The 21,966-nt window shown below is 55.3% G+C and carries 17 protein-coding genes and 1 tRNA gene; 9 read left to right on the top strand and 9 right to left on the bottom strand.

Translation table 11 applies throughout. The features are described from left to right. Nucleotides 1-63: 63 nt before the first annotated feature. The gene (gene carB / locus QTO31_RS01905; protein ID WP_301427931.1) at nt 64-3,348 is read right to left on the bottom strand and encodes a carbamoyl-phosphate synthase large subunit; all 3,285 of its coding nucleotides are present in this window, start codon (nt 3,346-3,348) and stop codon (nt 64-66) included. A 1,433-nt stretch (nt 3,349-4,781) separates the two neighbouring features. On the opposite strand from carB, the gene QTO31_RS01900 reads away from it, so the two are divergent. After that, nucleotides 4,782-5,714, top strand: coding sequence for a Uma2 family endonuclease (locus tag QTO31_RS01900; protein WP_301427930.1), 933 nt, complete (start codon nt 4,782-4,784; stop codon nt 5,712-5,714). 204 nt (nt 5,715-5,918) lie between these two features. Further along, nucleotides 5,919-6,524 (top strand): cold shock and DUF1294 domain-containing protein, encoded by a 606-nt coding sequence (locus QTO31_RS01895; RefSeq protein WP_301427929.1) that lies wholly within the window; start codon nt 5,919-5,921, stop codon nt 6,522-6,524. A 239-nt stretch (nt 6,525-6,763) separates the two neighbouring features. Here the strand turns inward: QTO31_RS01895 and QTO31_RS01890 are convergent. The 3 genes from QTO31_RS01890 to QTO31_RS01880 form a co-directional block, all read right to left on the bottom strand. Beyond that, a tRNA-Ser gene (locus QTO31_RS01890) sits at nt 6,764-6,854 on the bottom strand. Nucleotides 6,855-6,992: 138 nt separating this feature from the next. After that, the gene (locus tag QTO31_RS01885) at nt 6,993-7,382 is read right to left on the bottom strand and encodes a response regulator (RefSeq protein ID WP_031460628.1); all 390 of its coding nucleotides are present in this window, start codon (nt 7,380-7,382) and stop codon (nt 6,993-6,995) included. Between the two features lie 16 nt (nt 7,383-7,398). Further along, nucleotides 7,399-10,119: a response regulator gene (locus QTO31_RS01880; RefSeq protein WP_301427928.1), complete on the bottom strand. Its 2,721-nt coding sequence runs from the start codon at nt 10,117-10,119 to the stop codon at nt 7,399-7,401. A 351-nt stretch (nt 10,120-10,470) separates the two neighbouring features. Between QTO31_RS01880 and QTO31_RS01875 the strand changes: the two genes are divergently transcribed. Then, on the top strand, nt 10,471-10,611 hold the full coding sequence (locus tag QTO31_RS01875; RefSeq protein WP_301427927.1) for a hypothetical protein: 141 nt from the start codon (nt 10,471-10,473) through the stop codon (nt 10,609-10,611). Nucleotides 10,612-10,995: 384 nt separating this feature from the next. Here the strand turns inward: QTO31_RS01875 and QTO31_RS01870 are convergent, their stop codons facing one another. Then, nucleotides 10,996-12,492 (bottom strand): aldehyde dehydrogenase family protein, encoded by a 1,497-nt coding sequence (locus QTO31_RS01870; protein WP_301427926.1) that lies wholly within the window; start codon nt 12,490-12,492, stop codon nt 10,996-10,998. A gap of 118 nt (nt 12,493-12,610) precedes the next feature. Between QTO31_RS01870 and QTO31_RS01865 the strand changes: the two genes are divergently transcribed. The 6 genes from QTO31_RS01865 (at nt 12,611) to QTO31_RS01840 (ending at nt 17,995) form a co-directional block, all read left to right on the top strand. Further along, nucleotides 12,611-13,375 carry a PP2C family protein-serine/threonine phosphatase gene (locus QTO31_RS01865; protein ID WP_031460632.1) on the top strand — a complete coding sequence of 255 codons (765 nt, stop codon included), beginning with the start codon at nt 12,611-12,613 and terminating at the stop codon, nt 13,373-13,375. A gap of 14 nt (nt 13,376-13,389) precedes the next feature. Then, on the top strand, nt 13,390-14,790 hold the full coding sequence (locus QTO31_RS01860) for an LCP family protein (protein WP_031460633.1): 1,401 nt from the start codon (nt 13,390-13,392) through the stop codon (nt 14,788-14,790). Nucleotides 14,791-14,834: 44 nt separating this feature from the next. Further along, a complete protein-coding gene (locus tag QTO31_RS01855; protein WP_301427925.1) occupies nt 14,835-15,425 on the top strand; it encodes a LysM peptidoglycan-binding domain-containing protein in 591 nt (196 codons plus the stop codon). Next, complete coding sequence (locus QTO31_RS01850; RefSeq protein ID WP_031460635.1) at nt 15,422-16,087, top strand: alpha/beta hydrolase; 666 nt, start codon at nt 15,422-15,424, stop codon at nt 16,085-16,087. Before QTO31_RS01855 ends, QTO31_RS01850 begins: the two co-directional genes overlap by 4 nt. Nucleotides 16,088-16,118: 31 nt before the next feature. After that, nucleotides 16,119-16,811, top strand: a complete 693-nt coding sequence (locus QTO31_RS01845) for an LIM domain-containing protein (RefSeq protein ID WP_031460636.1) — start codon at nt 16,119-16,121, stop codon at nt 16,809-16,811. Nucleotides 16,812-16,903: 92 nt separating this feature from the next. Continuing rightward, nucleotides 16,904-17,995, top strand: coding sequence for a DUF3524 domain-containing protein (locus QTO31_RS01840; protein ID WP_031460637.1), 1,092 nt, complete (start codon nt 16,904-16,906; stop codon nt 17,993-17,995). A 49-nt stretch (nt 17,996-18,044) separates the two neighbouring features. On the opposite strand, the gene QTO31_RS01835 is transcribed toward QTO31_RS01840, so the two are convergent. The 4 genes from QTO31_RS01835 to QTO31_RS01820 all read right to left on the bottom strand — a co-directional run bounded on the left by QTO31_RS01835 (nt 18,045) and on the right by QTO31_RS01820 (nt 21,856). After that, the gene (locus QTO31_RS01835) at nt 18,045-19,103 is read right to left on the bottom strand and encodes a hypothetical protein (RefSeq protein WP_031460638.1); all 1,059 of its coding nucleotides are present in this window, start codon (nt 19,101-19,103) and stop codon (nt 18,045-18,047) included. A 6-nt stretch (nt 19,104-19,109) separates the two neighbouring features. Then, a complete protein-coding gene (locus QTO31_RS01830; RefSeq protein ID WP_031460639.1) occupies nt 19,110-20,084 on the bottom strand; it encodes a sugar phosphate nucleotidyltransferase in 975 nt (324 codons plus the stop codon). Between the two features lie 3 nt (nt 20,085-20,087). Further along, on the bottom strand, nt 20,088-20,315 hold the full coding sequence (locus QTO31_RS01825; protein ID WP_152556087.1) for an FmdB family zinc ribbon protein: 228 nt from the start codon (nt 20,313-20,315) through the stop codon (nt 20,088-20,090). Between the two features lie 473 nt (nt 20,316-20,788). Next, the gene (locus tag QTO31_RS01820; protein WP_301427924.1) at nt 20,789-21,856 is read right to left on the bottom strand and encodes a hypothetical protein; all 1,068 of its coding nucleotides are present in this window, start codon (nt 21,854-21,856) and stop codon (nt 20,789-20,791) included. Nucleotides 21,857-21,966: the final 110 nt, after the last annotated feature.

Raw genomic sequence — 21,966 nt, 5'->3', positions numbered from 1 at the left:
TCCGTACCCGCCGGCGGGTGCGGTGACCACCAGTGCTGACCGGTGTGATGGTCGGGAAACGCTCTATACCTCTGCTGAACGTTCTTGCAGCGACAATAGTGTCCACTGACCGGTACGCAATGCCTGAATCGCCTGTACTGCTGCCGCTGCTCCTGATAAAGTAGTAAGCGTTGGCACGCCGTATGTAATCGCTGCCCGCCGGATAGCCGCTTCGTCGAAGAAGCTGGTCTTACCAAGGGGTGTATTAACGATCAACGCAATCTCACCATTCTTGATGTAGTCAACAGCGTTGGGGCGCCCCTCATTCACTTTATAGATGGATTTGACTTCGAGGCCATGTTGCTGGAGATAAGCAGCGGTACCACTGGTCGCCAGGAGTTTGAAGCCGAGAGCCGCCAGATCACGGGCAATCGGGAGCAGCGTTGCTTTATCGCGATCATTCACGCTCAAGAACGCATTGCCGCTGGTGGGCAGATGGCTGCCACAAGCCATCTGGGCCTTGGCAAAGGCCTCGCCAAACGTTGCGCCGCTCCCCATGCCCTCACCGGTTGATTTCATCTCTGGGCCGAGCAGGGTGTCAACACCGCTGAAACGTGACCAGGGTAACACAACCTCTTTGACGTGGAAGCGCTGGATACCAGGCACGGCGAGACGGTAGCGGGGAGAATTGGTTAGTGTTGGATGATTGACATAAACAATTTGACCGTCGCAGAACAGTTTGGCGCCAGCAGCACACTGTACGGCCAGTTGTGCCCATGGAATACCGGTAGCTTTGGCGACAAAGGGTACTGTGCGCGACGCACGGGGATTCACCTCCAGCACATAGACAACCCCGTCCTTCATCGCATACTGAATGTTCATCAACCCAACAACACCCAGGGCGCGGGCCAGTTGTTCGGTGTAGCGCCGCATCGTTACCACATGCTCTTCGGCGACCATATAGGTTGGGATAACGCAGGCACTGTCGCCGGAGTGTACGCCAGCCAGTTCGATTTGTTCCATGATCCCGGCGATGACCACTGTTTCGCCATCACAAATCGCATCGACATCCATCTCGAAGGCATCTTCGAGAAAGCGATCAATAAGTACAGGATGTTCTGGCGAAGCGGCGACTGCCTCGCGCATGTAGCGTTCGAGTGCCGCATCGTCGTACACGATAGCCATGGCTCGTCCACCCAAGACGTAGCTTGGTCGTACTACGACGGGATACCCGATTCGGCGGGCTACAGTCAGGGCTTCTTCCCACGACGTGGCACTGCCATGCTCAGGTGCGGGGATGTTCAACTCCTTGAGTAGAGCGCCAAATCGATCGCGATCCTCGGCCAGATCAATCGCGTCTGGTGGTGTACCCCAGATGGGGACACCGACGGCTTCAAGTGCCTGAGCGAGCTTAAGCGGTGTTTGACCGCCGAATTGAATGATCACGCCGTCAGGTTTTTCAACATCGACCACGTTAAGCACGTCTTCCAGGGTAAGTGGCTCGAAGTAGAGCCGATCTGCCGTATCGTAGTCGGTTGAGACCGTTTCCGGGTTACAGTTGATCATGATCGTTTCGTAGCCAAGCGCACGCAGCCCGAAGACGGCATGGCTACAGCAATAGTCAAACTCGATTCCCTGCCCGATACGATTAGGGCCAGAGCCGAGAATAATAACCTTTTTGCGATTGGTTGGTTCGGCCTCATCTTCACTCTCGTAAGAAGAGTAGAGATAGGGTGTATAGGCGGGGAATTCAGCGGCGCAGGTGTCAACCCGGTGATACGTTGGTCGAATACCAAGTTCGAGTCGTCGTTGACGAACAGCCAGTTCCGCCGACCAGCGCTGTGGGCCTGCCGGCACGCGCAATAAGTGGGCTAATTGGGCATCGCTAAAGCCCATCCGTTTGGCCTGACGCAGCAGATCGGGAGGGATTGTAGCGAGATCAAATGCCCGTAGCCGTCCTTCGAGATTGACAATCTGCTCAAGTTGGCAAATAAACCAGGGATCGATTCTGGTGAGGGTACTGATCTGCTCAACCGACATACCGCTCTGGAGAGCGTAGCGAACATAGAACATCCGATCAGGATGTGGTGTAATCAAACGCTCGCGCAACCGTTCTGGTTCAATCACATCACGACCATCGGCACCCCAACCAGCACGTCCTTGTTCGAGTGAGCGCCATGCCTTCTGGAAAGCCTCAGCGAATGTTCGCCCGATAGCCATCACCTCACCAACCGACTTCATTGAAGTCGTGAGCGTCTGATCGGCCTGGGGAAATTTCTCGAAGGTAAAGCGTGGAATCTTTACCACCACGTAGTCGAGGGTTGGCTCAAACGAGGCCGGTGTCTCGCGGGTGATGTCGTTGGGTAATTCATCGAGAGTGTAGCCAACAGCCAGTTTGGCTGCGATTTTGGCAATCGGGAAGCCCGTTGCTTTCGATGCCAGTGCTGATGAGCGCGACACACGGGGGTTCATTTCGATGACGTAGATACGACCATCAGTCGGTGAAACCGCGAATTGTACATTTGAGCCACCGGTTTCTACGCCAACGGCGCGCAGGACAGCCAACCCCATATCGCGCATCCGCTGATATTCGCGGTCGGTTAGGGTCATTGCCGGTGCCACCGTGATGCTATCGCCGGTGTGCACACCCATTGGGTCGATATTTTCTATCGAGCAGATAATGACTCCATTGTCGTTACGGTCGCGCATCACCTCTAGCTCGAACTCTTTCCAGCCTAAGACACTTTCTTCGATCAACACTTGCGAGACCGGTGAAGCATCAAGCCCACGTTCGACAATAGCGCGAAATTCTTCCATGTTGTAAGCGATTCCGCCACCTTCACCACCGAGCGTAAACGAAGGGCGAATGATAGCTGGGAAGCCAGTCTGATTGACAACAGCCAGTGCCTCTTCAAGAGTGGTGGCCGTACCCGAACGTGGTACCTGGAGACCGATCTCGATCATCTTATCTTTGAAGCGTTGGCGATCTTCGGCGATGCGTACAGCTTCTACCGAGGCGCCGATGAGTTCAACGCCATATCGATCTAGAATACCCGCTTCGTGCAGGGCAACTGCGAGATTCAAGGCGGTTTGCCCACCAACGGTAGGCAGAATGGCATCAGGTTTTTCACGAGCAATAATGCGTTCCAGACTGGGAACGGTCAGCGGCTCAATATAGGTTGCGTCGGCCAGGCTAGGATCGGTCATGATGGTGGCCGGATTAGAATTGACAAGGACGACCCGGTAGCCTTCTTCACGTAACGCTTTGCAGGCCTGAGTGCCGGAATAGTCGAATTCACAGGCTTGCCCGATCACAATCGGGCCGGAGCCAATAATGAGGATCGTATGTAAATCGGTGCGCTTTGGCATGTTTGTTCCAACTCCTCTGCGGTGGGTCAACGAGCGCGCCCCGGCGACGCTGACTGATTATACAATAAGCGATACCGATCAGTGTGAAGGATGGACCCTCACCTTCCCCTTGGCCCCCTCACCTTCCCCCCCAGCCCCCTTCCTCTCCCACGCTGTGGGCGAGGAAGGGGGAGATGCTACCTGACGAGTTGAGACATAGCGCAAGCTCATTTGTGTATTTCTCCCACACTGCGGGAGCGGAAGGGGGGATGAGCGGAGCAGAGGGGTTCCTGCGTCTGGCAACGCTACTGCGTTCACGCACCAGCTCCCCCCTCTCCCCCAGCGCGGGAGAGGGGCCGGGAGTGAGGGCTGCCCTCACCTTCCCCCCCAGCCCCCTTCCGCTCCCACGCTGTGGGCGAGGAAGGGGGAGATGCTACCTGACGAATCGAGACATCCCGCAAGCTCATTTGTGAATTTCTCCCACGCTACGGACGAGGAAGGGAGATGAGCGGAGCAGAAGGGTTCCTGCGTCTGTCAACGCTACCGCGTTCACGCACCAGCTCCCCCCTCTCCCCCAGCGCGGGAGAGGGGCCGGGAGTGAGGGCTGCCCTCACCTTCCCCCCAGCCCCCTTCCGCTCCCACGCTGTGGGCGAGGAAGGGGGAGATGCTACCTGACGAATCGAGACATCCTGCAGGCTCATTTGTGTATTTCTCCCACGCTACGGACGAGGAAGGGAGATGAGCGGAGCAGAAGGGTTCCTGCGTCTGGCAACGCTACCGCGTTCACGCACCAGCTCCCCCCTCTCCCGCAGCGCGGAAGAGGGGCCGGGGTGAGGGCTGCCCGCACGCAATGGTTGCGCGGGTACAGGACGTACCCAACGAGACATCTGGGTTTTTGATCAGGCTCTACGTGCCGATCCGAATCACCGTCTCACGGTGGAACGGATGAAAGCCGTCGATGGATGTACCGGCGCAGCGTTGCTGCGCCCCGACCGAGCGGCTGCTACAACAGGAGAGGTTGAATAGGTGCGCCGTGACCATCGTCGTGGATACCTGTAGGGGCGAGGCGACATCTCGCCCTGCCTCGTGCAGCTCATCAATCGCGTTGCCTCCATCGCCGAGGTTCATCCGTCGTGATGTCATAGGGGATTATTCGGATAGGCGCTCAGAACTCTCTTGTTCTCGTGCGCCGTCGCGTTGTGAGGTGAGCGGGTGAGACTCGTCCTGTAACCGACCGTTTCGGGTAGGTTCAGCATTACCGTGTTTTTTCGTGTAACTTTTTGGCCGCTCAAACGCTTTCTTTATTGAGCACCATTTTGAGCACCAGGAAGACACAATGAATGGAAAACACCACCACCCGCTGCCCGTTGCGCTGCCGCCGTTGCCCCTGCATCCTGCCCAGCGCTGTGCTACAATACCGGCAGACCCACCTACCACAGCAAGGAGGAACTGCGATGACCCATCCTACTGCCACCGCACCTGCACCGCTCCCCGAAGAAGACCCCTTCCGCTACGGCTGGCGCTACGTCCGTCGGCCCACCCCCGACGACCCCGACCACCTCGAACCGGTGCCGCTCACCCTCGAAGACGTGTTGCACCCCGAAGAGGGAGACTTCATCGTGCACAGTGACCGTCACGAAACCGACCGGATGTACCTCACGGCGGTGCTGCGCGCTCGGCTCGAAGCGCACGGGCGGGCCATCGTGCTGAGTGATGTGCGGGTGGCGTGGGACGTGCCCGACCTACGTCCGCACGGGCCGGACGTGATGGTCATTCCAGGGCTGCGCGAGCGGCGCGACTGGAGCACGTTTGACGTGGCGGAAGAGGGGGTACGACCGGCGTTGATGATTGAGATCACGTCGCCGGAGACGCGGGAGAACGATGTGGTGTGGAAGGTGGCGCACTACGCACGGGCGGGGGTAGCGCAGTATGTGATTGTGGACAACGTTGGACGGCGGGGGGAGCGGCAGCTCCGGTTACTCGATTATCGGCTGGTGGGCGATACCTACCGGCTGCAACCGCCGGACGAGCGGGGGTGGGTGTATCTGGAACTGGCTGAGCTGTGGGTAGGAGTGGAAGGCGACCACGTAGTGTGTTACACCGACGACGGCACGGCGTTTGGCGACTACGCGACGGTGGTACAGCAGGCGGCGGAAGAAGCGGCAGCGCGGGCAGCCGCCGAAGCGCGAGCGCGACAGGAAGCAGCCGCACGGGCCGAGGCGGAGGAACAGGCCCGACGGGAAGCGGCAGCGCGGGCGGAGGCGGAAGCACGAGCGCGAGCAGCGGAAGAACAGGCGCAACGGGAAGCAGCGGCGCGAGCCGAGCTTGAAGCCCGTCTGCGCCAGCTTGAAGTCGAGCTGCGGCGCTTGCAGGGTTTAGAAGAATGAAACAGCAACAGTCTTATTGTCGGGAAACCTATTGTCTCTGTGGGGCTTCCATACATGCTATGTGAAGCCCTGCGTGACAGCGTCGCTGAGGAAAGGAGGGTTTGATGTTTTGTAAATGGTGTTGGTCTTCAGGAAACTGGTAATATGTGTGATATAGTATACTAAACAAGTCATATTCGTTGTTGATTACGTTGGCAAGTTCCTATGAACGATCGAAGTTACTTCGGCAGAGTTGCCAGTTGGAAACAAAAAGAGGGATACGGTTTTATCGCTTCACCAAGTCATCCGGGCGACATCTTTTTTCATATTCGCGATACCTTCGACTGCAACTGGCAGCCTCAGCCAGGTGAAATGGTCAAATTTACTGTTCAGCTCGATGCTCAGGGGCGATTACGGGCAGTCAATGTACGAACACAGTCGGCAGCGCCACAGATCGCTGGATCGGTTTCTCGGTTTGATACGGTGTTGGCCTTGTTGGTCGTTGGCGCATTTGTAATCTTGCTGGGGCTTACAGTATTCGCAATGGTAATGCCATCATGGGTTATTGGGTGGTATCTGGCGTGTAGTGCAGTGACGCTGATGTTATACCAGGAAGATAAGCGGCGAGCACAATTTGGAGTTTGGCGTATCCGCGAACAGACTCTGCATGCATGGGAGCTGTTAGGGGGATGGCCTGGTGCGCTGCTTGCGCAGCAGATTTTTCGACATAAAATTAGTAAGTCTTCGTATGCCAGATATTTTTGGGGTATTGTAAGTTTGCATATTGGCGGGATTCTCTTGTATCTGGCAGTTACACTATTGGTCTGGTAACGGATATATCGGGATGCTGATCCTGATGTGGGAGGTTTTCAACCCGCATGTATTGATGTAATGAAGAGAGTGTGCGGCGGTAAGCCGGGTGAGTTGGGTAGGAACGCGCTAACCAGTGGGGTATAGGGTGATGCAAAATAGCAAATTGCGCGTCACAATGCCAGGAAACGTATCTTTATGCACGCCTCTTGTCAGTTCCTCAGCGATTGTTGGGATAGCAAGTGGTGGAAGAGACCAACTGGCGGGCAGGGTGGGATTCGAACCCACGACAGCGTTTCCGCTGTACGGCATTTCCAGTGCCGCGCACTAGACCAACTATGCGACCTGCCCTTGCGGTTGCGATATTACCACATTGTGTAACGCTGTGCAAGTATGATCTGCACCGGTTAGTGCTTTTCTGTGTTCTCAGCTTCGGGTTCCATTCGATGTCTTGACGCTTCAATAGTGTCATCACGAGCTTCTACGCAGCTACGGAGCTGTGGGTTCTTTTCCGCGCTGACGAAGGAGTGCTTCAACTTTTTCTCGGAATCGGTTAAAGTCAATCGGTTTAGTCTCAAAGTCATCACAACCAGCATCCAGTGAGCGTGTCCGATCTTCGGTGAGGGCGTAAGCAGTCAATGCCAGGATCGGAATATGCCTGGTGGCCGGTTGCGATTTGATACGGTGGGTGGCCTGCCATCCGTTGAGCACGGGTAATCCCATATCCATTACAATCAGATCAGGCTGCGCGCTACGGGCGAGGGCGACACCCTGAGCGCCATCGGCTGCCAGAATTGGTTCGTGCCCCATCAATTCTACTAATCGTGCGATCAGATCGCGATTATTAGCATCATCTTCTACGATAAGAATTTTTGCCATTGTTTACCCTGCCTTGTTACTGTTCTATGAGTAGAGACTTGTTTTGGGACAGTAGCCGTCGCAAATGATCGATCATTTGCTCCAGGTTTAATTCTGCTTTGCGTTGAATCATGCTCACACTGACTGCCAGTTGTTGTCGTTCATCAGCGGTTAGCTCATGGGCCGTCATCAAGATCACCGGAATATTCTTCCCGTGAGGATGGCTTCGTAACTGTTCAAGCAATTGTAGTCCATCCATACCGGGCAACATATAATCAAGCAATATCAGGGCCGGTGGTCGGCTTAGCGCAGCAGTAAGACCGGTTTCGCCATCGGAGGCGACCTCTACCGACCAGCCGACGGTTCGCAGGGTTTGGGCGAACAATTCGGCGAGTGCCGTATCATCTTCAACCAGCAAAATATGTGGTGTTGAAACTTCGGCTTTGGGTTGGTAGAAACGTCTAACAATGCTGATCAATCTGTTCGGCTCGACAGGCTTGACCAAATATTCGTCGACTGAGAGGGTCAGACCGTGCTGAGCCTGGTCATCAATCGTTAGCACAACGATTGGGATATGAGATAGCTCTGGGTTTTCACGCAGCCGCGCCAACACTTCGAGGCCGTGCAAATCGGGTAATTTTAGATCGAGGACGATCACCTCAGGGATGAGAGCGGCAGCCAGTTGCAGACCTTCAGTACCGGTCTCAGCAGTAACGATAGTCGCTTCAGTAGCCGGTATGAGTCGACGCAACATATCGCTCATTGTTGGATCATCGTCGATAATCAGTAAAACAGCATTTTTGGCCGTTACTGTCGAGGCGGTCCTGTCAGTCGTGATTGGTGCTGGGATTGCAGAAAGACTGGGCGCGTCCAGGTCTGATGTCGAAGAGATTGCATTAAGTTCGGCAGGGACTTCGATTGTAAATGTTGATCCGAATCCAACAGTGCTTTCGACCGTAATTCTGCCACCGATAAGCGCACATAAACGCTGACTCAAGGCCAGACCCAGGCCGGTGCCACTGTATTTTCGGGTGGGTGTATCATCAACCTGCGAAAACGCTTTGAACAGCTTATCTAGTTTATCAGCAGGGATGCCAATACCGGTATCAGAAACGGTAAAGCGGAACCACTTCTGCGCATTCTCATAATAGTGACTAACGGTTAGGGTTATCTCACCATTTTCAGTAAATTTTGCGGCATTACTTAACAGATTTATCAATGCCTGACGCACCTTGGTCGCATCACTGTTTAGAATACCAATATCTGGTGGACAATTGATCTGGAGGCGATTCCGATTCTTCTCGATTTGGGGCAGAACCGTATTTACGGCAGAGCGCACCAAATCTGCTACATCGGCATATTCGATGCTGACCGTCATTCGACCAGCTTCGATTCGGGAAATATCAAGAATATCGTTAATAAGGGCAAGGAGATGCGTACCGGCAGCACGAATACGTCCGACATCGTGTGCAACCGTATCATAGATACCCTGACCGATTAACTGTTCTAGGAGCTGGCTGTAGCCGATAATTGCGGTCAAGGGAGTACGCAACTCGTGGCTCATTGTGGCAAGAAAGGTACTTTTCGCTCGTGAAGCTGCTTCAGCAGCATCGCGTGCCCTTATCAGCTCTTGCTCGATCCGGCGACGTTGCTGAATCTCGGTTTTCAGGCTTTCTGTCTGGCGGGTAATTTCAAGATTACGGGCATGCAACTGTTGCATCATCGTGTTGAATGCACTGGCGACCTGAGCCAGTTCATGCTCAGGTGGTACGACCAGCGGTTGGGTGAGGTCACCTGTCCCGACTCGTTCGGCACCTTGTCGGAGTTCATTTAGAACGCGGAAGATGAAGCGATCGAGCAGATAATTTATGCTCAGCAGGATGAGCGCACCAAAAAGGAACAGACTGATGGTGACAACAATTCCGGCCCGTGTCGACAGTTCAGTGGCTTCATCTTCAGGTATTTCGGCCAGTAATCGCCAGGGTGTACCGGGAATATTCAGTGCAACGCCGAGAGTCTCTTGCTGAAAGCGATTCATGTAGAAACGCTGGTTCCCATCGGGAGGAAAGGTGCGAAATTCTGGACGTTCGCCAATGGTGGTGTTGGCCAGCACAATTTGTGGATCGGGATGGGCAATAATAGTACCAAGATCATCGACAATATAGGCATGCCCGGTACGGCCAAACCGGATTGTCGCTACAGTTTCCCACAACAAATTCATCCGTAACCGACCGGCGACGACTCCGCCATCACTCGCAGGCATCGACAGAATAATGTACGGTTCACTATTAGTGGTAATGAACAGCGGGCTAAGGTAATTGTTTCCCTTGCGCGCCTGTTGGAACCAGTTTGCGAGCAGAATGCTTGCCGGATTTGTTAGAAGCGGTTGATCACGGCTGGTCGACGCGATGACACGACCGGTTGCATCGACACGGACAATCTCGATCCAGGCGGGTATGCGGTTAAGAATTTCAGGGAGTAATTCAGGTGATTGCCGAATCTGTTGAACCGATAGTGCTCCCACCAGGTTGAGCGTATCTTCAACCCGCAGCAGAAAGTCATCGATTGTGCGCACTGCATACTGAGCTGCTTCGCGTTGGCGACCAGCCCATCCCTTTTGTTCAACCGTTTCAATATATCGGAAAACACCGTAAGCCGCTATCAACAATATTGATAGCATGCTCAGACTTAGAAAGAGCAATAATTTAGCCCGTAAACTGGTTTTAATCGATTGTTGCCAATGTTGTAAGACTTGCACAGACGACCTCGTTGGTGTGAACAGGGTGTTGGTCAATAGTGTGTTTAGCTTCTCCTTCTTCAATCATCGTTGCCGGCAGGCCGGTCTAGGAGCACGCTCATGGGTAATTGCCTGTTGCATAAGATTTGATTGAAAATCCTTGCGATTTCAGCAGGATGCTTATCGTATCGCGAGGAATCGGGCCAGAGCACAATCTTGTCCGTAAGTGCTGTTTCCCAGCGATCAGCCCGTCTTGTAATCGGTTTGTCAACCAGATCGGTACGTACCGGTAAGCCGGTAATACCCCATTGATACACGATTGATATATCAGGTCGTAGAAATCGATCCTGATATTACGTACATTAGGAATGAATGATAACCAGTTTTGATGTGATTGATGACGAACGATACTCTATCGAACACCCACCAACAGGATCACCAGCATTGCCGGAAAAAGTCGCACTGATATTCTCCGGTAAAGCCGGTGCTTCTGTTCAGTATACCACTGAATGATTATCAACTGTTGCTTGCTCGCTCATGTTCGTGCTGATGTGTGCGCTGCGCAGTGAATGTTCCTTCCGTTGACACCGACATGAGGGCGTGTGGAGTGCTGCTCACTGCTCATCGGTTCCAGGTGACGGTTGACCGTCTCTATCCGACAATCTGCTACCTGTTATCCCCGCTGGCGAGGGGGTAATCCCACATCTTACCGTCCCCTGGTGAGGAGTGAGTGGAGAGCAGTGAGCGGTGAGATGAGGCGGTGTAACGCTCACTCTTCTCCGATCTTCATTCGCTTCTCTTCTGCGGTGTGCTGTTGTGGGAAGGTGTTGACTCCTCTCGCAATACGGGCGGGTTTACAACCCGCCCTGACCGGTGAATCGTAAGCCCGAGCCTGAGTTAATCAGCGTTGTCAATCTGTGCCCGCTGTAACGTCCCACTGTAATCAATATAAACGCTCTTCCATTCGGAAAAGACATCGAGCATGGTTGGGCCGGCTTCGCGATGACCGTTACCGGTTGCTTTAACGCCACCGAAGGGCAGATGGATTTCGGCGCCGATAGTGGGGGCGTTGATGTACACGATACCGGCCTGAAGCGCGTGCATAGCCCGGAAAGCAGCGTTGATGTCGCGCGTGTAGATTGCAGAGCTGAGGCCGTAGGCAACGTCGTTGGCAATGGTGATCGCTTCATCAAGGCTATCGACTTCGATCACACTGAGAACAGGCCCGAAAATCTCTTCACGAGCGATCCGCATGTGAGGCGTAACATTGGTAAAGACGGTAGGCGCAATAAAGTAGCCATAATCGTAGTCGCCGCCGGTAAGTCGGTAACCACCGCACAGCAGCGTGGCACCCTCTTGTTTGCCGATTTCGATGTAGTTTAGCACTCGCTGCAACTGCTTTTCATTGACCAGTGGCCCCATTTCGGTAGCGGGGTCGAGACCATTGCCTACGCGCAGTGACTGAGCACGCGCCACAATCCGATCGACCAATTCGCGGGCAACGGCGCGGTGGACAATTAGGCGGCTGGTGGCAGTACAGCGTTGGCCAGTGGTGCCAAAGGCTGCCCACAAGACGCCATCGAGCGCCAGGTCGAGATCGGCGTCGGGCATCACAATTAATGGGTTCTTGCCGCCCATTTCCAGGCTGACCCGTTTGATCCGGCGCGCACCCAGTTCGTATACCAGCCGACCGGTTTCGGTGCTGCCGGTGAAGGAAATGACCGGTACATCGGGATGTTCGACCAGCGGTTGACCGGCCTTTGGCCCATAGCCAGTGACGATGTTGACCACACCGGGAGGTAACCCGGCTTCCATCAGGCACTGCACCAGATTATACGTACTGGCCGAGGCATCTTCACCCGGTTTAATCACAACCGTGTTGCCACAGACGATGGCGGGCAGCATCTTCCAGGATGCAATAGCCATTGGAAAGTTCCACGGCGTGATCAGGCCAACTACACCGATTGGCTGCCGAATACTCATCTGAAACTTGTTGGGCAATTCGGAAGGGGTTGTCACCCCAAACATTCGCCGCCCTTCACTACCGGCGTACTGGGCCATGCCGATCGCTTCGACAATATCACCACCGGCCTCGAAGAGCGGTTTGCCCATCTCGCGAGTCAGATCGCGACTGTACTGCTCTTTACGGGACTGTAGCAGTTCAGCAGCGCGCAGCAAAATCTCGCCACGCTTTGGCGCCGGTACTTTGCTCCAGTGGGGGAAGGCGGCTTTGGCCGCTTCAACGGCGGCATAGACATCGCGCTCGTCGCTGTCGGCAAATACACCTACCAGATCGCGAGTATCGGCGGGATTACGCCGCTCAAAGGTTTTTCCGCTCTGAGCGGGAACGAATTCGCCGCCGATCAAGTTGTGGAATACACGTCCTTCGGACATCGTCGTCCTCCTCAATCGTCTAAAGAATGGCCCTATTCCGGTAACAGTGTGATTATAGCATGGTGTAAGTTGTGGTATGCTGTTACAGATTAACGAGCAAGACGAGGGGATGCATGTGATGGCCGATCTGGAAATGCGCGTAGCAGTTGCCAAAGTTCCTCGTTATGGTGAGCTGGAGAGCGGTGATACGCTCGAGACGATTGAGCGTCCGGGTGGTGGATTTTCGTTTGTTCTGGTTGATGGGCAGGGCAGTGGCCGCAGTGCCAAAACGTTGTCGCATCTGGTAGCAACGCGAGCGATTACGTTGCTGAAAGATGGGGCACGCGATGGGGCAGTGGCGCGGGCTGTGCATGACTATCTGTATACTTATCGAATGGGACAGGTGGCGGCAACGCTGAATATTCTATCGGTTGATTTTGCCGGGCCGAAAATTCTGGTTACCCGTAATAATCCGGCACCGTTTTTCGTTATTACACCACAGGAAATGCGCAGTTTTAACGCGCCCTCCAGTCCGATTGGCTTGCAGCCATTAATTCGTCCTCATATCAGTGAAATACCGGTTGCTCCCTATACCTATATCGTCTTGTTTACCGATGGCTTGTTGCGAGCAGGAGAGCGACGAGGTGAGGATTTGGGATTGCCCAATTATCTAGCGGCGTGGCCGGCCCACGAGGGTCGTGATCCGCAGACGCTAGTTGATAGCATTCTCCAGTACGCACTTGAGCTTGATGATGGACAACCATCTGATGATATAAGTATTGTGGTGCTGGCCATTTTGCCGACGAACGGTATTCCTGGATTGCGTCGCTTGACGATGAGTGCGCCGATTGTGGCAACCAGCCTGTACGAACCACCTGATGAGCCGGAAGTGATAGATGATTAGGGCACCGGATGGCAATGGATCGACAACGTGGCAACCGACGGCAACGATCACCTACGTTACCGCAGGGCAGTGCACGGGAACGAGTTGCTCTGCTCCGTGCCCGGCGTCGGCAGCGTTGGCGATGGCTGGTTCTCATTGGTGGAGTCGTTTGTGTGCTGCTGCTCGCATTCAGCGGTGTAGGTTGGGTATGGAACACTCTGACCAGTATACGCCAGAATGAGCTGCGCCCGCTGACCAGGACGGCAACGCCGACCAGTACAATGTTTCGGCAACCATTTACGGTATTGCTGCTCGGTGTTGATCAGCGTGCTGATGGCGGCGAAGGTGTGCGCAGTGATACATTGATTCTGGCGTATATCCATCCGACCGAACAGTGGGTGAGTTTACTCTCGATCCCACGTGATACGGTGGCCGTGATCCCCGGTCTTGGCGAGCAGAAGATCAATGCTGCTTATAACTATGGTTATCAGCATGCAGCCAGTCTGTATGGGCCTGGTACTGATCCGGCTGCTGCCGGTGGGGCGCTGGTTGCCGAAACCGTTGCGATGTTGCTGAATATGCCGGTTGATTATGTTGCTCAAATCGATTTTAGTGGCTTTGAACGGTTAATCGATGCGATAGGCGGCGTTTTGATCGACGTTCCTGCCCCACTCCTCGACAGTAGTTTTCCTACCGATGATTATGGGTATGAGCGAATCTTCATTCCTGCCGGTCTACAGATTCTCGATGGGAAGACGGCGTTGAAATACGCACGATCCCGTCACGGTTCGAGTGATTTCGACCGTGCCCAGCGGCAACAGATGTTGTTGCGGGCAGTGGTTGCGACGATCCAGCGTCGGGGCCTGATCGATCAGGCAGGAGTGCTCGCAACGTTGCTTGAAGAGGTGCGGCGCAGTATCAAGACGACGCTGCCAATTGACGACCCGGCTGTCTTGCGGGACCTGTTGATGCTGGCCCAAGCGATTGATAGCAGCCGGATCGCAACGTTCGGTATTAATCCGCGTGATGTGGCCGTGGTTGCCGAGATTGGATCAGACATTTACTGGAACCGGCGCGATCTGGCAATGTTGGTCGAACGATTCCGGGCCGGGCCCCAGATCGATAGCGAACTGGCGAAAGTGCAAGTCTTGAACGGTACGCCGGTGAACGGTCTGGCGGGGCGAATCAGTCGTGCGTTGGCCCAGGCAAATTTTCAGACGCTGCCCGCCAGTAACACCGAACGGCGAGAGAAGACTATGCTGATCGATTATACCGGGAAACCGGCAACACTGGCCCGGCTGGCTGCGCATCTGGGTCTGCCACCGAGTCAGGTTTTTGCGACACCACCGGCTGATGCACCGCCCCAACCCTTGGGCGCAGATATTGTGCTGGTCGTTGGGTTGGATTACGAACCACGCTGGGCATTGGTACCGTAATGCGGTGATTCCTGGTTCAGCGTGATGCCGGCGAATGAAATGATATGTTGACAGAAACGACACTCTGGTTTCTACTGATCTTTATTTTTTTGGCGCCGCCGATCGGTGCGCTGATATTGCGTATGAGTCAGCGTTTCATTGGCGCTATCGGTATCGCAATCGGGATGACTGTCATCCTGATCGGAGTGGCAGCGGCTATCTTTACAATCAGTCGGAATCCATTGCCACCCCTGCGGATCAGTGATTTGACGTTGTTACCGGCCTGGGTACCGCCAGTCCCCGATGCGCTCGATCAAGAGCTGTTACCGGTTATGCCAACAGTGCCGGTCGTACCAACAATGACACCCCGACCAACGCTGACGGTAACGGCGACGAGAACGCCTGAACCAACACTCACTGCCGAACCAACTCCCACCGTTGAACCAACACCCACTGCCGAACCAAGTGCGACTCCGGAACCTCCTGCTACCCCAACAGCCGCTGGACCACGACGCTATACTGTGCAGGCCGGGGATACATTGCGTGTCATTGCCGAACGGTTTGGGGTTACAATTGAAGCAATTCTACAGGCTAATAATCTTACTCCGGCACAGGGTGACAACCTGCAAGTCGGGCAGGAACTGGTGATCCCATGACAACGATTCGCACGATTGAACGCCGACCATTCATTGAGCGTGGGCCGGCCCCACTCTTAGTCATGTTGCACGGTTTCGGTAGCAATGAACGTGATCTTTTTGAACTGGCTGATATGATCGATGACCGGGTCCATATTGTGAGTGCGCGGGCGCCAATTGCCCTCCCCTGGGGAGGATTTGCATGGTACGAGCTGAGTGGCGCTCCGGGCCGGTTAATTCCCGATCCAGTTGGGCGATCAAAGGCGGTTGAATTATTGATTAGGTTCATCAGTGAATTGCCGGGTCGGATCGGAACCGATCCCCAGCGTACTTATTTGTTTGGCTTCAGCCAGGGGGCGATCTTGAGCCTGGCTTTGGCCTGGCGGATTCCGGAACGCCTGGCCGGTGTTATTGCGGCCAATGGGTATCTTGATCCTGCCTTCACCACGCAGCCACCGGCTGCCGGTATCGAACGGCTTCCTATTCTGCAACTGCACGGAACCTACGATGAGGTGATTCCGGTCGAGCACGCCCGGAGTACTCGTGATATACTGACGCGCTACGCGCCTCGTCATCGGTATCACGAGGATCCGGTTGGGCACAGTCTGCATCCAAACGGTTTGAGCCTCATGCAGCATTGGCTGGCCGAGCAACTCGATGGGCCGCCGCCGCATACTGCCTGATGATAGGGGGCTTTTTTCGTGCAGGTGAGGTATGACCACTCATGGTTCGCGCTGTGCCAGTTGTGGGAAACCGTTGGTCGGTAGCTACTATGTCTTGGTTGATCGTCCAGAGCGGTTTTGCCCACAATGTATTGCTACCCGGCCCCGCTGTAGTACGTGTGGTGCGCCGCTCGGGAATCACTTCTGGGAGCTGCATGATGGGCGGCAGCAGTGTGATGCCTGCCATGCCGTGGCAATCTACGATCCGAGGCGAGCACAAGACCTGTTTCAACAGACAGCGAGTCTGTTGGCTACAGGGATGGGGTTACAGCTTTGGGTAGGGGTGGCCTTTCGTCTGGTTGATGCGCCAACGATGGCCCGGTTACGTGGCCTGGTTGCTCCGGGTCAAGATACACTTGGGTTGTACCGACGGCAGAATCATGTGCGGGTCATTTATGTGCTCTACGGGTTGCCGATGCTCGTTTTCCGTATCACGGCAGCCCATGAGTATGCACACGCATGGCAGGCCGAGCATTGTCCGCTGTTGCGGAATGATTTTCTCCGTGAAGGGCATGCGGAGTGGGTCGCCTATCACCATCTCTTGCAGCTTGGGAGTCATAAAGCGGCGGCACGGATGCTTGACGAAAATCATCCCTATCAGAAGCCACTGCGCTATCTGTTGAACCTCGAGGCGCAATTAGGAGTTGAAGGCGTCAATGCGTATATGATGCGGATTGATGACTGACGTGGTAGGGCGGGGGTTGATCACAATGCGCCTCACTAGGCCGTTGCCATTGACCATCACATCCTGTCGGCGAGCATAGTAGTACTAAAACGATGAAAATATGGTGGCTTGATCCGTTTCATGGAGGATCACACGCGGCAGTGGCGAGCGGTTATGCCGCACATAGTGCTCATCAGGTCAGACTCATTACAATGAATCAGGCTGGGGGATGGCGGTGGCGGATGCGAGGTGGGGCGATCACGCTGGCCCGGCAGGTGGCAGCGTTAGCTGAAATCCCTGATGTGATCGTTACGACCGATATGCTCGACCTGGCCGTCTTTCGGGCGTTGACCGATCGCACGTTGGGATCGGTTCCAGCCGCGATCTATTTTCACGAAAATCAACTGACGTATCCACTACCGCCGGGCCGCAAGCGCGATTATACCTTTGCCTGGATCAATTTTACCAGCGCATTAGTAGCCGATGCGGTTATTTTCAATTCTGATTTTCATCGGCGCGATTGGCTAACCGCCCTGCCGGCCATGCTCCGACGCTATCACGATTACCACGAGCTACAGACGGTAGATCAGATTGCTGCCAAGTCACTGGTGCTTCCACCTGGTCTTGATCTGCCACCCTTGCCATCGCGTCGTCCGCGTGACCCATCTGCACCGCCGGTCATTCTGTGGAATGCGCGTTGGGAATATGATAAGCAACCACATGTTGTGATGGCAGCGTTGGAATATCTGGCTGCGCGTGGGGTGACGTTTCGCCTGATTGTAACCGGCGAGCATATTGATCCGACGGCCCCTGATCTAGTGGCCGCTCGCCAGCGTTGGGCCGATTGGACCATTCATTGGGGTTTTGCCGAGAGTCGGGCAGCGTATCTGAATCTGTTGCAGCAGGCCGATATTGTGGTGTCGGCAGCCATCCAGGAGTACTTTGGGATTGCGATTCTCGAAGCGATTGCCTGTGGATGTGTGCCGCTGTTACCGGCCCGACTCAACTATCCCGATTTGATACCGCCGGAATGGCACGCTGATTGTCTTTACCCTACAGATGATGATCTACCAGCGGCGTTAGAGCGGTTGATCGCGGATTTGCCGCGATTAATGCAGTACAATTGGTCGGCGCTGGCGCTGCCTTACCGCTGGCAGAATCTGGCCCCACGTTATGACGCGACGCTAGCCGCACTGGTACGGTGATGAGATGGTGGAGCAAGGCTGGGGCGAAGCACCGCTTCGCCCCTACGAGTCAACATCCAACTGCGCGGGTCAGTTCTGGTCGTAACACCGTCCTGGCCGGATCAAGACGAGCCAGCACTCGTTGCACGATTCGCAGATCGTAGGCGATTTGGAGATTTTGCTGGGCATCGGGTGCAAACAAGCCGTGACCATAACGGTCGAAGCTGTTAGCCAGGTATAGCCACATATCGTTATCAAGTGTGTTTTCCGGCAGAAGACTGTACCAGCGCAAAAAATTCGTGATATGGGGTGAAGGATTGAGCGGGGGTAATTGCGGTTGCCCAAATACCATCCGCAGCCGATCACGGGCAGCAACCGCGTCACGGACGGTATCTTGCAGAGCGGCGCGTTGCAAGCCAACCGGTGGTGGTGGCAATTGGGGCAGTGATCGGCGATACGCATTGATATTGATCTGCTGCGCATGGGTCAGTATCTGGGCATCACGCGCTGATAACTGCTGGGGATGGTGAACGGTCGCAACAAACCAAACGTTTGGCGGTACCGGCAGAGCAGATAGCCTTTCAACGGCAAAGGGTAAGAGGTTGAGCCGCTTGTGTACATAATGAAAGAGTTCATCGGGGGCCAGGCCGTCGAAATAGACAATGTACAGCTTTCCGGTACCTTGTGGCGACTGCGCCTCGCTGAGCACCTCACTCAACTGGCTGTCACCGAACCGAGTATGCAGATCACGGAAATAATCATGTTGACCACTGCGTGTTGCCCAGTTTGCCGAACCAATCCTTATCAATTGACCGGGCGCGTCGCCGACAATTGCATGGGCCAGATGCTGCACCAGCGCCGCTTTGCCCGCGCCGGCGCGACCGCTCAGGACGAGACAGGGATAGGTTTTGAGCGCAACGTATACTGCTGTCAAGAGGCGGGCCGTTGCGGAATCGGCGGCAGATGTGAGACGCCGAATAGTTTCTTGTTCGGCACTACGCGAGAGGGCATGGTCAGCGGCGACCATACCTGGCTTCTGCCTGCTACCAGACGAGGCCAACTCCCAGCGGCCATCCTCGGCCTCGCCGCGAGCGCCATTGCTTACGGCATGGAAGTTGTAAGCTATCATAGTGGTTCACCTGAAACGAATATCAGACAAATCGCTGACATTCAACTCTTGACTGACGCCATTAACCGTAGCGCGATCGCCGATCAGGCTACGGTTGAGAATCACCGACTGAATTTGAGCACCGGCATTGATAATCGAATCGCGCACAATAGCCTGGCGCACAACTGCACCATCGGCAATCGAGACGTAGGGGCCGATAACGGCCTGGTCGATCACGGCGGTGGCGGCAATGTTAACCGGAGGAATGATGACAGCGTTTGGATACTCGGTAGCATAGTGGTGACCGTGATCGAGAAGGTAGCGATTGGTATCGAGCAGAGCCTCGATGGTGCCACAGTCGTACCACACCCTGACCGTTTCGGCGCGCAATTCTTCACCGCGGTCAATCATCACTTGCAGGGCATCGGCCAGATAGAACTCGCCTTTGGTTTGGATGTTGTTTTGCATAATGTAGTCGATAGCCGACATAAGGCGGGAGGCCTCTGGTACGTAGTAGATACCGGCCACTGCCAGATTAGAGATCGGCTCGCTCGGCTTTTCGACCAGACGCACGATGCGCCCTTTTTCAACGACTACCACTCCAAAACGACGCGGATCGTCAACCTCTTTGCAATAGACGATGCCATAGTTGGGGTGTTGATTGAGTTGTTCAATATCAAATTCGAGCAACCCATCACCAAACACGACCAGAAGCGGCCCGGTTAGATCATGGGCCAGCGCAATCGCATCGGCCTGCCCCCGCATCACCTTCTGTTCGAGGAATCGCATCGGGTAGGTGTAATTTGCCCGCATAAATTCCTCAATCTGGTTCCCTAAATAACCGACCACGCAGATCAGTTCGTCAATTTGGAGGGGAGCCAGATAATCAATGATGTGGGCTAACACTGCTTTGCCGGCGACGCTCACGAGTGGCTTAGGTCGCACGAACGTATGCGGACGGAGGCGAGTACCGAGGCCGGCGGTCAGGATCATAACGCGCATACGTTAGCTCCTTGGGCCACAACTGCAAGCGCTGCAACTACATCCACTAGCGGAGCTGCTGGTGGTGTTGGTGGTTGCTGCTTCGCCACGGCTATGCGTTGCAAATAAGGACAAACGACGTTGCACGTGGGTGCTTTGGCAGAAGGGGCAAACGATGTTTTGATCGGCAGCGTTCATCGGTCGTAGCTGTTCGAACTGGTGGGTGCAGTCCAAGCAGCTATACTCGTACATCGGCATAGCGTCACCTCATAACATCAGGGGAAAGAATCGGGGGCGGACGTGGCCCACCCGCATTATACCATGGTGCCAGTGGTAATGGGATAACGGTTTTCTTATTTTGGCGATAATGTTTCTGAATAGGAGTAAGGGGCGCAGCAGCACTGTGTCCGTACATCCGTATAGGACATCACCTGGGTACGCGGGCCTCTGGCCCGCCTGGTGCGTAGGACATCACTCAGGTGCGCGGGCCTCTGGCCCGCCTGGTGCGTAGGACATCACTCGGGTGCGCGGGCCTCTGGCCCGCCTGGTGCGCAGGACATCACCCGGGTGCGCGGGCCTCTGGCCCGCCTGGTGCGCAGGACATCACCCGGGTGCGCGGGCCTCTGGCCCGCCTGGTGCGTAGGACATCACTCGGGTGCGCGGGCCTCTGGCCCGCAGTGCGGTGAAGGCAATCCGAAGCGGAACCCGTTGAAAATCCCTGACGATCACCGAATCGTGTAGGCACTTAGCAAGCTCTGTTCGCCGAGCAACTGGCGCTGCGTCTGAAAACTGAGCTGGGCGCGTTCGACAAATGCCCGTGCCTCTTGAAAGCGCAGTGCAGCACGGTTGGCGTGGGATACGTCGTATGTGCTGTAGAACTCAAGAATTGCATCAAGACCAGCCAGCTCTAGTTCAAGGCCACGCCGGTAATCTTCGTGCGCCGGTACCAGTACCCCCGGCGGTCGTAACTCGCCCAGCGTTGCCAGTGCCCCGGCGACAGTTGCCCGCAAGCGTTGGGTTGCTGCTACGTGGTTCACCGATGCACCGCCGGGCTGACTGGTCTCCTGGCGGTAGGTGTCGGTCGCGGTACGCAAAGCGGCACGGATGTCATCTACTGCGCTGAGGTAAGAAACGGTCAGACTTTCAACGACTGCCAGTGGTTCGGCCTCGAGGACGGGTAGTGGTGTAGGGGTGGGAAGGGCAGTCGCAGATGTTGTTTCGACACTGAACGTCTGCGTCTGTGCGGCAGCGAGGGCCGCGAGAGCCTCTTCGCGGGCACGACTGACGCTTTGATGCAGGAGGAGTGCGACGGTCAGTAACACGATGGGTATCAGCCAGAGTACAAGCCGAACCCGTGAGGTTTCACGGCGTTGCCAGCGCCAATGAAACCACCAATCATGACTCGATTGGGTGACTACCGTGGACGATGGTGGCGGTGGTGGGTTGGTGGTTGATTCGGGTGAGACGGTTGGTGGGCTGAGATCGGATACTGGGCGTGACGTGTCTGTGCCCTGACGCTGGAGGTAGGCCAGGCCGCGCCGGGCATACGGATTGGCTGGATTGATCTGTAAAACGGCTTGTAAGCAAAACATGCGTTGCGCAGGATCATCAACGACATCGCTGAGCCACAACCAGGCCCGTTCGTCACGTGGATCAAGCCTGAGCGCACGGGCCAGCAGGCCGGCTGCAACGCGCCGCTGACCACCACGCGCGGCGGCAATACCACGCTCGACTAATTCCCGGGCTTCGGCTGGATGTGCCTGTACTCCAGTCTCACTTGTGGTGGTTGTCATTGTTGTCTCGTTCAACGTGCTGCGATAGATAGCAACTCTAGTTTACCACTGAATGGATGGTGATGTCATTCTTCTTCTGTCGCGGTCTGACATTGCACGGTATCATACAC

The organism is Chloroflexus sp. MS-CIW-1 (assembly GCF_030444705.1).
In the GTDB taxonomy this organism is placed as follows: domain Bacteria; phylum Chloroflexota; class Chloroflexia; order Chloroflexales; family Chloroflexaceae; genus Chloroflexus.
This window is presented reverse-complemented; position numbering and strand designations above follow the sequence as displayed.